Source organism: Paenibacillus sp. J53TS2 (assembly GCF_018403305.1).
GTDB classification, from domain to species: domain Bacteria; phylum Bacillota; class Bacilli; order Paenibacillales; family Paenibacillaceae; genus Fontibacillus; species Fontibacillus rhizolycopersici.
Window position 1 is genome coordinate 261,581 of record NZ_BOSK01000003.1, and the last position, 13,134, is coordinate 274,714.

14 protein-coding genes are annotated in these 13,134 nt (G+C 52.1%); 2 read left to right on the plus strand and 12 right to left on the minus strand.

Translation table 11 applies throughout. The features are described from left to right. Window position 1: 1 nt before the first annotated feature. The 5 genes from KJS42_RS09060 to KJS42_RS09080 all read right to left on the minus strand — a co-directional run bounded on the left by KJS42_RS09060 (window position 2) and on the right by KJS42_RS09080 (window position 3,207). Window positions 2-766 carry a 16S rRNA (uracil(1498)-N(3))-methyltransferase gene (locus KJS42_RS09060; RefSeq protein WP_213622638.1) on the minus strand — a complete coding sequence of 255 codons (765 nt, stop codon included), beginning with the start codon at window positions 764-766 and terminating at the stop codon, window positions 2-4. A gap of 85 nt (window positions 767-851) precedes the next feature. Continuing rightward, window positions 852-1,535, minus strand: a complete 684-nt coding sequence (locus tag KJS42_RS09065; RefSeq protein WP_155605603.1) for a site-2 protease family protein — start codon at window positions 1,533-1,535, stop codon at window positions 852-854. A gap of 6 nt (window positions 1,536-1,541) precedes the next feature. Then, window positions 1,542-2,507, minus strand: a complete 966-nt coding sequence (gene prmA, locus KJS42_RS09070; protein WP_193416391.1) for a 50S ribosomal protein L11 methyltransferase — start codon at window positions 2,505-2,507, stop codon at window positions 1,542-1,544. Window positions 2,508-2,620: 113 nt separating this feature from the next. Next, window positions 2,621-2,800 carry a YfhD family protein gene (locus KJS42_RS09075; protein WP_155605605.1) on the minus strand — a complete coding sequence of 60 codons (180 nt, stop codon included), beginning with the start codon at window positions 2,798-2,800 and terminating at the stop codon, window positions 2,621-2,623. Window positions 2,801-2,838: 38 nt separating this feature from the next. Next, complete coding sequence (locus KJS42_RS09080; RefSeq protein ID WP_155605606.1) at window positions 2,839-3,207, minus strand: hypothetical protein; 369 nt, start codon at window positions 3,205-3,207, stop codon at window positions 2,839-2,841. Between the two features lie 204 nt (window positions 3,208-3,411). On the opposite strand from KJS42_RS09080, the gene KJS42_RS09085 reads away from it, so the two are divergent. Both KJS42_RS09085 and KJS42_RS09090 read left to right on the plus strand, forming a co-directional pair. Then, a complete protein-coding gene (locus tag KJS42_RS09085; protein WP_213622639.1) occupies window positions 3,412-3,846 on the plus strand; it encodes a hypothetical protein in 435 nt (144 codons plus the stop codon). 3 nt (window positions 3,847-3,849) lie between these two features. Beyond that, window positions 3,850-4,131 (plus strand): YxcD family protein, encoded by a 282-nt coding sequence (locus KJS42_RS09090; RefSeq protein WP_155605608.1) that lies wholly within the window; start codon window positions 3,850-3,852, stop codon window positions 4,129-4,131. A gap of 55 nt (window positions 4,132-4,186) precedes the next feature. Here the strand turns inward: KJS42_RS09090 and dnaJ are convergent, their stop codons facing one another. The 7 genes from dnaJ to lepA form a co-directional block, all read right to left on the minus strand. Beyond that, window positions 4,187-5,311 (minus strand): molecular chaperone DnaJ, encoded by a 1,125-nt coding sequence (gene dnaJ / locus KJS42_RS09095; protein ID WP_193416393.1) that lies wholly within the window; start codon window positions 5,309-5,311, stop codon window positions 4,187-4,189. Between the two features lie 206 nt (window positions 5,312-5,517). Further along, entirely contained in the window at window positions 5,518-7,359 is a 1,842-nt protein-coding gene (gene dnaK / locus KJS42_RS09100; protein WP_213622640.1) for a molecular chaperone DnaK, read from the minus strand. Between the two features lie 60 nt (window positions 7,360-7,419). Further along, on the minus strand, window positions 7,420-8,046 hold the full coding sequence (gene grpE, locus KJS42_RS09105; protein WP_418888762.1) for a nucleotide exchange factor GrpE: 627 nt from the start codon (window positions 8,044-8,046) through the stop codon (window positions 7,420-7,422). Window positions 8,047-8,092: 46 nt separating this feature from the next. Further along, complete coding sequence (gene hrcA, locus KJS42_RS09110) at window positions 8,093-9,121, minus strand: heat-inducible transcriptional repressor HrcA (protein WP_155605611.1); 1,029 nt, start codon at window positions 9,119-9,121, stop codon at window positions 8,093-8,095. A gap of 106 nt (window positions 9,122-9,227) precedes the next feature. Continuing rightward, on the minus strand, window positions 9,228-9,695 hold the full coding sequence (locus tag KJS42_RS09115) for an N-acetyltransferase (RefSeq protein ID WP_213622641.1): 468 nt from the start codon (window positions 9,693-9,695) through the stop codon (window positions 9,228-9,230). Between the two features lie 176 nt (window positions 9,696-9,871). Continuing rightward, window positions 9,872-11,047, minus strand: coding sequence for a radical SAM family heme chaperone HemW (gene hemW, locus KJS42_RS09120; protein WP_193416577.1), 1,176 nt, complete (start codon window positions 11,045-11,047; stop codon window positions 9,872-9,874). Window positions 11,048-11,197: 150 nt separating this feature from the next. Beyond that, window positions 11,198-13,015 carry a translation elongation factor 4 gene (gene lepA, locus KJS42_RS09125; RefSeq protein WP_193416395.1) on the minus strand — a complete coding sequence of 606 codons (1,818 nt, stop codon included), beginning with the start codon at window positions 13,013-13,015 and terminating at the stop codon, window positions 11,198-11,200. Between the last annotated feature and the right edge of the window lie 119 nt (window positions 13,016-13,134).

Consider the following 13,134-nt stretch of genomic DNA (forward strand, 5'->3'; position numbering starts at 1 on the left):
CTCAATTCCCCCCCATTTCTCCGGATTCATACATGATGCAAGTTAGGGCGGCCATAGCAGCCGTTTCGGTACGTAGAATACGTCGGCCTAAACCAACGGATACTGCACCGGCGGCTTCGGCTTCCCGTACTTCATCTTCGGTAAAGCCGCCTTCGGGTCCAACTACAACGGCGACATTGACCTTCATATCAGGCGTCAGCTCAGTGACGAATGGCTTTAATACGTCCCGAAGCTGTCTGCCGTCTTCTTTCTCATAACACAAGCATACCAGATCGTAGCCCGGCAGCGCGGCCAGCAGTTCTTCCCATTTGACCGAAAGCTCGACAACCGGAATTTTGCTGCGATGCGCCTGCTCGGCGGCTTCTTTGGCGATTTTCTGCCAGCGGGCGAGCCGTTTCTCTTCCTTCTTGCTATCGTATTGCACCACCGTGCGTTCGGATAGAAAAGGAAGAAACGAAGCGGCTCCAATCTCCGTGCACTTCTGGATCACCGTTTCCATCTTGTCGCCTTTCGGCAAGCTCTGGGCCACGGTCACCTGCAGCCACGGTTCTCCCGATCCCGCCAGTTCCTCTATAATCGTCGCAGTTACTTGCTGCGGCTCGATGAATGTAATCTCCGCGAGGACTTCACGGGAACCCCCGTCGCTCACGATCAGCTTATCGCCGGGCTTGGAACGCATCACCCTGCCGATATGGCGGGCATCCTCGCCGACAATGGTCACTTCCCGATCGCCAAATTGCATGGGCTCCACAAAATAACGCTGCATAGTATCATCCTCATCGTTCATGGTTCAAAATCGCCAAACTACATCATACAACTTTTGAAACCCTGTTTCCAGTCCTTCTTCCGCCCTACGCGCCGAACATGGCAAGGAACAAATGGGCGAACTGAAAATAGATCGCCTCGGCCGCATTATACAGCGGCGAGATCGTATAACGCTGCATTCCTGGAACGATCAGGATCACCAAGAAAATCAATACCGACCACTGTTCATATTGCTGCAGTTTGCCCAACATTCGACGCGGTACAACATCTTCCAGGATCCGATAGCCGTCCAGCGGCGGTAAAGGAATCAGGTTGAATAAAAATAAGAAAAAGTTCATGACGGTAAACAGATTAAAGAATATCAATACGGCCTGGAACAGCTTCTCGTTCGTAATCGAATCCAGAACGCCAAACTGAGCCAGCATCACGTAAACCAAGGTCCCGAGGACGCCCAACAGCAAATTGCTGAGCGGTCCCGCAACCGATACGATCACGCCCATTATGCGCGGCTTGCTGAAGTTATCACGGTTTACCGGCACGGGCCGGGCCCACCCGAAGCCGGCGATGAGAAGCAGAATAATGCCCAGCAGATCGAAATGGACAGCTGGATTCAACGTAACGCGTCCCAACAGCTTGGCGGTAGGATCACCGAATTTATTGGCAAAATAAGCGTGCGAAAATTCATGCAGCGTAAAAGCGATCACCAGGGTGATCAAATAAAAGGGAAGCTGGTCTAGCGGAAACCTCAATATTCGGTCTAACCATTCCATATACTGTTACCTCTTTCTCGCCACAAAAGCTACCCAATCCTCATCCCGGGCTGTCCGTTCCAATTCGAAACCCGCGGCAATCAGCGCTTCTTGTACGGCTTGTTCTTTGTTCTTATAAATGCCCGATGCGATATAGTAACCGCCGGACGCAAGTGCTTGGTATACATCCTCGATAAACAGCAAAATGATCTCAGCCAAAATATTGGCGACGACCACCCGTACGGGCAGCTTGACCTTAACTTCGGCGCTGCCTTCGCCTTTAAGGACGGACAACAGATCGCTTTCAACCACCTGGATTTGGTTCTCCAGACGGTTCAGTCGCGTGTTCTCCGTTGCACTGGATACAGCCACCGGATCCAGATCAAGCGCCAACACCTTGGAGGCGCCAAGCCGGCAGGCCCCGATCGCCAGAATGCCTGAACCTGTACCGACATCAATCACTTCGTCGCCATCTTGGATGATACTCTCAAGCGTACGCAAGCATAAAGATGTCGTTGGATGTGTACCCGTGCCAAACGCCATTCCGGGATCCAGTTCAATGATCTGCTCGCCCGGCCCAGGCATATAATCCTCCCATGTCGGTTTGATCGTCAGCTTCTCAGACACCCGCAGCGGCTTAAAATATTGCTTCCAGTTGTTGGCCCAATCGTCTTCGCTTACGTCCCGCACGGTGATAACCGCATCTCCGGGGTCGATCTCATAACTCTTAAGCTCCTCGATGCGTGCCCGGACTTCGGCGATGACTTCATCGATATTCAGTCCTTCCGGAAAATACCCGCTGATTTTGGCTTCCCCTTCGGGAATGTCGTTGGGCGGAATTTCAAACCATTGCCCCAGCGAAGTATCGCGAGGTTTATCGTTATCGACATGCTCTTCAATGGTCACCCCACCTGCACCCGCTTCATGCAGAAAGTTGGATACCATCTCCACCGCTTCTTCTGTCGTATGTATAGTTATTTCTTTCCAAATCATCGTATGATTTCCTCCTTGACTAACATGCATAAGTTTTATTGTACTATAGAATAAAGAACGTGACAAAGCAAAACGGAGGAGCCTCGATAAGACTCCCCCGCCTGCTACTACGGTTACAGCTTATATTGTCCCTGCTGGCGAGCGTCTGCTCGTTCACTGCGCTCCAGTGCCTCCCAGTCCTCCTGATCGGCTAAGTCATCGGCAAACTCTACATCGTTGTTATGTCCGATCGGCAGATTCTTTCCATTGGCGGAAACTCGCTTTGTTCGCCGATCCTCCTGATTTTGACTCATCAGAGGTTCATCTCCTTTAGGTTCAAAATGTCCATTTGTTAAATCAAGCCGCCTGCTTCTTCGATAATACGCAGCGCCTGATGGTGTATCGATTCATCGACGACGGCGGTCAACAGAATATCATGGCCGGTTGGGCCGCCTTGTCCCCCATGGCTGAGTCCGCTCGCTGCCGGATCCGCTGCGGCGAGAATCCCTGCCGAACGGTTGGTGATCGCCGCATCCTGGGTCACCGCCGCCAAGCTGGATATGCTTCCCGTTACCGGGTTCATCGGATCGTAACCCTCGCCGGCATAACGGCTGAAACGGTCGATCGACATATCCTCCACCCGCAGCGCACTTAATTTGCGGGCTACCCCCTCGGCTTCCTCCGGGCTTTTGAAATAGGCCAAAACATTCTTTTCAGCCATTCTTCCTCCCTGCCTTTCGTTTTACGCTTCAATGAAGCTGCACCCTGCACAGCCCATTATTCCGTAGGATGTAATCTTGGCCTTGGCTTTATGCAAATTTTGTTCCAGGCCTGTTTATTTTAAATTTGAAACGTTGAACGAACTTGTCCGTATTACTTGCTAGGGAACAGAACATACTTACTTGCATAGGAGGGTTCATGCACCATGTTAAAAAGAGTGATGCTGCTCATGATGGCCTTTACCGTATTCTTCACTTTCACTGCCCCGGACTTTGCCGATGCAAGACGCGGCGGAGGGTTTAAATCCGGGCCGCGTACCTATAAACCAACTCCGAAAAAACCGGCACAAAGCGAGTACCAGAACACGACGGGTAACCGGACGGGAGCTACGACAGGGACTCCGACGACGAACCGGGGATTCTTCAGCGGCGGCAGCTTTATGCGCGGGATGATGATCGGCGGTTTTGCCGGTCTGCTGTTCGGTGGGTTGTTTGGCAACATGGGCTTCTTTGGCAATCTCTTAGGGTTAGCCGTAAACCTGTTGGCCATCTATGTCATTATTATTGCCGTCACGGCCACATACCGCCGGTTTAAGAAGCAACCGCGCCACGACGATTACCGGGGCGGAGGCCGACATTAAGCCATGATCCTCGGGATGGACGAGATCATTAACGCGATTTGCCTGCATACCGCTGAACGGACGGGCGTCCGCCCCACCGATGTGACGGTGGAACTCAGTTGGGATGAAGATACCGGTTATACCGGCGAGGTTTGGGTTAACGGCCGCAGCCGTTATATCGTTGAATCGAACATCATGGAAGCGATCATGGTGTACGTTCACCGGGAATATGGGATGCGAGTATTCCGGGAAGATATCCGGCTGGTGTTGGAGGAAGAAATCATGGCGGAGATCCAAAGCCCATAGCAAAAAAAAGGCGCGAACCGAGTTGAGTCCTCGGTTCGCGCTTTTTCATTGGGGATCAATCCCCGCGAAATGCTCGTTTCATTCGGTCAAAGAAAGATTGTTCATGCTCATGTGTCTGTTCGCCGTCCAGCGAAGCAAATTGGCGCAAAAGCTCCTTTTGCTCGTCGCTCAGCTTGCTTGGCGTCACGATGACCACTTTCACGTGCTGATCTCCCTGGCCAATCCCGCGCAGGCGCGGAACCCCTTTGCCTTTTAAGCGGAAATAGGTTCCGGTTTGCGTCCCGGCCGGAATTTTCAGCTTCACCTTCTCCGTCAGCGTCGGAATTTCGATCTCATCGCCAAGCGCAGCTTGGGCAAACGTTAACGGAACTTCGCAATAGATATCGTCGCCCTCGCGTTCGAAGAAATCATGCGTTTTCACGCGGATGACGATGTACAGATCACCGGCAGGACCGCCGCGCAGACCGCCTTCGCCTTCCCCAGACATCCGCAGTTGTGCCCCATCGTCAACCCCGGCAGGAATGCGCACATGAATTTTACGCTGTTTTTTCACTTTACCGCTGCCGGCACAGGTCGAACATTTTTCCTTGATGATTTGCCCTTTGCCGCCGCAGTTGCTGCAGGCCCGCCGATTAACCATACGGCCAAACGGCGTGTTCTGTACGACTTCCTGCTGGCCGGTACCGTGGCACACGGAGCAAGTAACCGGCTTCGTTCCGGGTTTAGCCCCGGTGCCAAAGCAGGTGTCGCAGTTTTCGGTGCGCGGAATCGTAATGTCCGTTTCCTTGCCGAACACCGCTTCCTTGAACTCGATCGTCATCGTGTATTGCAAATCGTTGCCGCGTTGCGGAGCGTTAGGATCACGCCGACCGCCGCCGCCGCCGCCGAAGAACATATCGAAAATATCCCCAAAGCCGCCAAAATCCCCACCGGAAAAGCCGCCGCCCATCCCCTGATTCGGATCAACATGGCCGTATTGGTCATAACGCGCACGTTTCCCTGAGTCACTCAGGACGTCATACGCTTCTTTAACTTCTTTAAATTTCGCTTCCGCATCCTCCGCTTTATTGACGTCCGGGTGATACTGCCGGGCCAGCTTGCGGTAAGCTTTTTTGATTTCCTCGTCGGATGCGGTTTTACCGAGGCCCAGCACCTCGTAGTAATCGCGTTTTTCTGCCATTCTTCCACCCCCGTCTGTCGTCTTTTGATCACGAAGCAAATCGAGAAGTTAACCCGACATATAGTTAGATCACAAAGCAAAAACCTGATTTACCGGTCATTTTTTGATCACGGCAAAAGGAAAGTCAAAGCGCGGAGGCAGCCCGCACTTTGACCTTCCTGGTTGCCAAAGTCTATTCCCAAGACTCTACTGCTCTGTGAGTCATCTTAGCTTTGTTTCTTGTCTTCGTCAACCACTTCATAGTCGGCGTCCACGACGTTATCGCGGGTTTGACCGCCAGCGGATTCGGCTGCGCCTTCTGCTCCAGCTGCTTGCGAAGCCTGCTCATACAGCTTCACGGACAATTGTTGAACGATTTCGGTCAGCTTCTCCGAAGACGCTTTGATTTGCTCGAGATCGTCGCTTTCCAGCGCTTTCTTCAGCTCTTCTTTGGCCGCATTAGCTTTGTCGGTTTCGGCTGCGTCTACTTTGTCGCCCAGCTCTTTCAACGTCTTATCAACGCTGTAGATCAATTGGTCGCCGTTGTTCTTCGCTTCAACCAGCTCTTTGCGTTTCTTGTCTTCTTCGGCATGCAGCTCGGCGTCCTTCATCATCTTCTCAACTTCCTCATCGCTCAAGCCGCTGGAGGAAGTGATCGTGATTTTTTGACTCTTGCCGGTTCCTTTATCCGTTGCCGACACGTTTACGATCCCGTTCGCATCGATGTCGAAGGTAACTTCGATTTGCGGTACGCCGCGTGGCGCGAGTGGAATGTCACCCAGCATGAAGCGTCCCAGTGTTTTGTTGCCAGCCGCCATCTCCCGTTCCCCTTGCAGGACGTGGATTTCTACGCTTGGCTGGTTATCGGCATAGGTGGAGAATACTTGCGATTTGCTTGTCGGAATCGTTGTGTTCCGTTCAATCATCTTCGTAAATACGCCACCGGCCGTTTCGATCCCGAGCGAAAGCGGAGTAACGTCGAGCAGTACAACGTCTTTCACATCGCCCGTCAGCACGCCGGCTTGCACCGCTGCGCCAAGCGCAACAACTTCGTCCGGGTTCACGCCTTTGTGCGGTTCTTTACCGGTCAATTTCTTAATTGCTTCCTGAACGGCTGGAATCCGCGTGGAACCGCCGACAAGAACGATCCGATCGATATCCGCAGGCGTCATCCCCGCATCGCTTAAGGCACGGCGAGTTGGGCCGAGCGTACGCTCTACAAGATCCGCGGTTAATTCTTCGAATTTCGCGCGAGTCAGGTTAACCTCAAGGTGCTGCGGCACGCCGTCAACGACGGTGATAAACGGCAGGGAGATTGTTGTGGTCAATACGCCGGACAATTCCTTCTTCGCTTTCTCTGCCGCATCTTTCAAACGTTGCACTGCCGCTTTATCTTTGCTCAAATCAATTCCTTGATCTTTCTTGAATTCAGCCACCAGGTAATCGATGATTTTCTGGTCGAAGTCATCGCCGCCGAGATGGTTGTCCCCGCTCGTCGCTTTTACTTCGAAGAAGCCGTCGCCTAGTTCAAGGATCGATACGTCAAACGTACCGCCGCCAAGGTCATACACGAGAATCGTTTGATCTTCCGCTTTTTCCAGACCGTATGCCAGAGCTGCTGCTGTTGGTTCGTTGACGATCCGCAGCACATCAAGACCTGCGATTTTGCCGGCGTCCTTGGTTGCCTGACGTTGGCTGTCGTTAAAATAAGCCGGGACCGTGATCACCGCTTGGGTGACGGTTTGGCCCAAATAGGCTTCTGCATCGGCTTTCAGCTTCTGCAGAATGATTGCGGAAATTTCCTGAGGCGTAAAATCTTTACCGTCGATCGATTCTTTATGGTTTGTACCCATATGCCGTTTAATCGAAATGATCGTACGATCCGGATTGGTGATGGCTTGGCGTTTTGCCGTTTCCCCAACGATCCGTTCGCCGTCCTTCTTAAAGCCTACGACGGATGGAGTCGTACGCGCACCTTCCGGGTTAGGAATGACGACCGCTTCGCCGCCTTCCATCACTGCTACGCAGGAGTTGGTTGTTCCTAAGTCAATACCGATTACTTTACTCATTACGTTATGTCCTCCTTAATAGGTTAAATCATCTTAAATTACAAAGCAGGTTCAATCATCTCAGCCGCTGACTTTGACCATCGCCGGACGCAGTACCTTATCTTTCAAAAGATAACCCTTCTGTACCACTTCTACGACGATACCCTCTTCATGCTCATCGGATTCCACTTGCATGATGGCTTGATGGAACTCAGGGTTAAACGGTTGTCCTTCCGCTTCCATCGGAATCAATCCTTCGGCCTTAAGCACGCCTTCCAACTGGCGGAAGATCATTTCCACTCCCTTAATGTAGGAATTGGCGTCCGTGCTCTCTCCGGATGAGCTAAGCGCTCGTTCAAAGTTATCAATCACCGGCAACAGCTCGGTAATCAATTTGGCGGAGGCGTATTTCCCTAACTCTTCCTTCTCCTTAACCGTACGGCGACGGAAATTATCGAAATCGGCTTGCGTTCTTAGCAGCCGCTGCTGGTAATCCTCACTCTCTGCGCGCAGCTTCTCCAATTCGGCGGAAGCGCCGGCATCTGCGGTAACCTCTTCAGCAGCAATCTGCGGTTCATCGACAACCTCTTCCTGCCTCGCGTCAGGTTCCGGCGTTTGTTGCAGGTCCTCTTGCACGTTATCGTTCATGTTCGTTTCTTCCTCTACATTATGATTGATGTTATCTTGAATCGGTTGCGATTCCTTCAAGATGCTCACCTCCTTAACATGCAGCTAGATGAATCATTCATGCATGTTATGGCATCCGGGTCAGAAATTTGCTCAAATCTCTCGATAAAATCTCCAATATCCGAATGACCCTGGCGTATTCCATCCGAGTTGGTCCCAGAATGCCAATAGTTCCAACCGCTTCACCTTCCAGTTGATAGGTTGCCGTGATGAGACTGCAGTTGGCGAACGCTTCATGGTCGTTCTCGGTACCGATACGCACCTGAATCCCCGAACCCGCCGCCGCAGAGATCATTCTCGTCAAAGTTGGCGTCTCCTCCAGTAAATCCAAGATGCCTTTCACCTTGTCTACGTCACGGAACTCCGGCTGGGTCAGCATGTTCGTCGCCCCGCTCAAGAAGAGGCGTTGGCCTTCCGTGCCTGCGTCAAGCGCTTGATCCAACACTTTCATCAACTCTTCAAAATGCTCGATATGCCGCTGCATCTCTTGACCGATCTCGTTATACAAGGCGGACTTGAGCTTGTAGATCGGCACGCCGGTCAGCTTGCGGTTCAACAGATTGACCACCCGTTCCATCTCTGAAACGGACAAGCCAGCCGGAACGGATATCGTCTTGTTCTCCACTTGTCCCGTATTCGTCACGACGATGGCAACCGCCGTCGTCTCGTTCAGCGGCAAGAGTTGAAAATGCCGCAAAGACGTATGAAAAACTTCCGGCCCAAGCAGGATGGAAGTGTAGTTGGTCATTTGGGAGAGAATGGTCCCGGCATGTTGAATCATTAGTTCGGTTGCGTTCAGCTTCTCCGCGAAAAACGCTTTTAACGTTGTCAGTTCATCATTCGTTAGCAAATTCAACGGTGTCAGATGATCCACATAGTAGCGGTATCCCTTATGAGAAGGAATACGGCCCGCCGACGTATGCGGTTGCTCCAAAAAACCGAGTTCCTCCAAATCGGCCATTTCGTTACGGATCGTCGCTGGACTGTATCCAACATCGCCCCGCTTCGAAATGCTTCGGGATCCCACAGGCTCCGCCGAGCGAATATAGTCGTCTACGATAGCTGTTAAAATCATTCTTTGGCGTTCCGTCAACATGGCAATCCCTCCTGAGTAATCTCGATTTTTCGGTTCGTTAGCACTCAATGTCGTAGAGTGCTAATTACTAATACAAAAATACCAAACCGACCTGACGATTGTCAAGTCAGTCCAGTATCTTCAGAACAGCGATTTCGTCGCAGCAATGCTGCTTCGCGCAATTCACGCAGTCGGTCCACACTTTCTCCGGAAAGATCTCTTTATTAACAACCGCAAATCCGTTTTTCACGAAAAAGGAAACCTCATACGTGAGCGCCATCACCTTTGGGATCGCTTGTCTCCGCGCCTCTTCTACTAACTGCTCGACGAGCATGGAGCCTAGCCCCTTGCCTTTATGGCCTTCGGCAATCCCAAGCGAACGAATCTCGACCAACTCCTCGCCCAGCTTGCACAGCGATCCGCAGCCGACAACCTCGCCATCCACTTCCGCGACGACGAAATCCTTGATCTGGCGCTCCAGCACCGCCTGCGAACGCGGCAGCATAATGCCTCGCTGGGCATACCCCTCAATCATCTTAAATAATGGCTCGACGTCCGTTAAGTTCGCCTGTCTGCACACGGCAACCGCTGGCATGCTGTTTTCCCCCTCGATCACAAATCAAATAATATGAATAAATATACATTATGCGGTATAAAACTTCAAGGAAAATGTTTCACCGCCATGTCACGTTCAAAGTATATTCAGCGGAACGCAAAAAAGCAGCTTAGCTACTTCATAAATGAAGTGCAAGCTGCTTGATTCATCGGTTGCTATACGGTTAAAACACCGATAAACTCGGCAAATACCTCGTTTCCGAACAATACGCCTTGCTTGCTTAACCGGTAGCCTTCTCCATCCTCATGGGTCTCCAGCAAACCGGCGCTAAGCATCTTGTTGAGCGGCCGGGCAAACACGTCATCCAGCTCTTCGTCAAATTGCTTGCGGAAGTCCGCCTTGCGGATGCCGTCCAGCATGCGAAGGCCTACCATCACGAAATCCTCCATCGCCTCTTCCCGGGACACGCCAAACTGCTCCAAGCGAGGAAGGCCTGCTTTCGCCGCTTCAACGTAAGGATTCACACCCTTGATATTGACGTGACGCTTGCGGCCAACATAACCGTGAGCGCCGGCACCCAGGCCGTAATAATCCTCGTTCTTCCAATAAGTAATATTATGCCGGCTGGCAAAGCCGGGTTTCGCAAAGTTGCTAATCTCGTACTGTTTGTACCCGGCCTGCTCCATCCGTTCCATCAGCAGGAGATACATATTCAGCTCCTCCTCTTCACTGGGGAGCGGAAGCTGATTTTTGTGGTACAGCGTATGGAACAGCGTGTTCTCTTCGACCTTCAGGCTATAGATGGAATAATGGGGTAGCCCGAGTTCCAGCGCCCGAGAAACGCTATAATCCAGCATCTCAACGGTCTGATTCGGCAGTCCGAACATCAAGTCGATGGACAGATTGTTAAGTCCGACGGCGCGCGCATTGTCCAGGCTCCGGTAAACGTCGTCCGTGTTATGAATCCGGCCGATACCGCTTAACAGTTCATTCTGGAACGCCTGCACGCCGAAGCTGACCCGGTTCACGCCGCCGTCTTTCATGACCGTCATTTTGTCCCGATCTGTCGTTCCCGGGTTGGCTTCCATCGTAAATTCAATATCGCTGGACCAATGGGGGAAATGGCGTCTGACCGATGCCAGGAAGAACTCCATTTCTTGCGGATTGAGTACAGTTGGCGTGCCCCCGCCTACAAAGATACTGCGGATTTCACCCGGTGGGGTCTGCTGAACCGTCCGTTCCATTTCTCGGTCCAAGGCGCGCAAATAGTCCATCACCGGCTGATCTTTCAGGACGTAGGAATTGAAATCGCAATAAAAGCACTTGTTCGTGCAAAACGGGATATGGATATATACGGCTTGCGGTGCGATGGATGGTTCGAGGTGCGTCATATCGCTGCCCGCCGCCGGGTTATGGATCGGCACTCCCTGCCCTGATCGGTTTGTCGTTTGGTTCATGGTCATGCCCTCCTCCGTAATTATCATGAATAATAGTAGAAAGGAAAGCCTGACGGCTTTCCTTCATCAAACGATTTGTATTTCTTAATTGTCGTCGATTTTCAGTACGGCCATAAACGCTTCCTGCGGTACCTCGACGTTGCCGACCTGCTTCATCCGCTTCTTGCCTTCCTTCTGCTTCTCCAGCAGCTTGCGCTTCCGCGAGATATCACCGCCGTAACATTTGGCAAGGACGTTCTTGCGCATCGCCTTAACGGTCTCGCGGGCGATGACCTTCTGCCCGATCGAGGCCTGAATCGGCACTTCAAACATTTGGCGCGGGATCAGCTCACGCAGCTTCTCGCAAATGATCCGGCCGCGGTGGTAAGCACGTTCGCGGTGGACGATAAAGGACAAAGCGTCGACCTGCTCTCCGTTCAGGAGGATGTCCATCTTCACCAGGTTCGATTGACGATAACCCGACAGCTCATAATCGAAGGAAGCGTAACCCTTCGTGCTCGATTTCAACTGATCGAAGAAGTCGTATACAATCTCCGACAATGGCACCTGGTACGTAATCGTCACACGGGTTGTGTCAAGGTATTCCATATTCACGAACTCGCCGCGTTTGCTTTGGCAGAGTTCCATGACGGTTCCGACATAATCATTGGGTACGATGATCGCCGCTTTGACGTAAGGCTCCTCGACATAGTCGATTTTGCCGACCTCCGGATAGTTGGACGGGTTGTCGATGGAGATCGTCTCGCCGTTCGTCAGCGTTACTTTGTAAATAACGCTTGGCGCCGTCGTAATCAGCGGAATGTTGAATTCCCGCTCAATCCGTTCCTGAATGACGTCCATGTGCAACAATCCCAGGAAGCCGCAACGGAAACCGAAGCCCAGCGCGCTTGAGGTTTCCGGTTCGAAGCTCAGCGAAGCGTCGTTCAACTGCAGTTTCTCCAACGCTTCACGCAGGTCGTTGTAATCCGACGTTTCGATCGGATACAAGCCGCAATAGACCATCGGGTTAATCTTACGGTAACCCGGCAGCGGTTCAAGTGTCGGATGCTTCGCGTCCGTGACGGTATCCCCGACGCGAGTGTCGCCGACCGTCTTGATCCCGGCAACGATAAAGCCGACATCGCCGACATTCAGCTCGTCCACGATTGTCATCCGCGGTTTGAAGGCACCCACTTCGATAACCTCAAACGTTTTTTCCGTTGCCATCATTTTGATTTTCGAGCCAGCCTTAATCTGCCCGTCAATGACGCGCACGTAAACGATAACGCCCTTGTAAGGGTCATAATGCGAATCGAAAATCAGCGCCTTCAGCGACTGATCCGGGTCTCCCGTTGGTGCAGGCACCTTCTGTACGACCTGCTCCAGAATCTCCTTAATCCCGATCCCGGCTTTGGCGGAAGCGTGCACCGCTTCGCTGGCATCGAGGCCGATGACATCCTCTATCTCCTGCTTCACCCGATCGGGATCGGCGCTTGGCAAGTCGATTTTGTTAATGACCGGCAAAATCTCCAGGTTGTTATCGAGCGCCAGATAAACATTGGCCAGCGTTTGCGCCTCGATCCCCTGAGCGGCGTCTACCACTAGAAGGGCGCCTTCGCAAGCGGCCAAACTGCGGGAGACCTCGTAAGTGAAGTCGACGTGTCCCGGCGTATCGATGAGGTTCAGCAAATACTCCTCCCCATCGTCGGCGCGATAGGTTAAGCGGACGGCCTGTAGTTTAATCGTGATTCCACGTTCGCGTTCCAAATCCATTTGGTCAAGGACCTGCTCCTGCATTTCCCGGGAAGTCAGCGCCCCGGTATACTCCAGAATTCGGTCGGCCAATGTCGATTTGCCATGGTCTATATGTGCAATAATACAGAAATTGCGAATTTTCGCTTGTCTAGCCCTAATATCTGTCATCCTTACCCCCACCACAAATCATCGAAGTCATACAATCAATTTATTATATCAGTTGCAGGGGCAAGCAGCAATCACGACGAGTTAAATTCCAACCGGAAGCCATGACTTACTTCCTCTCC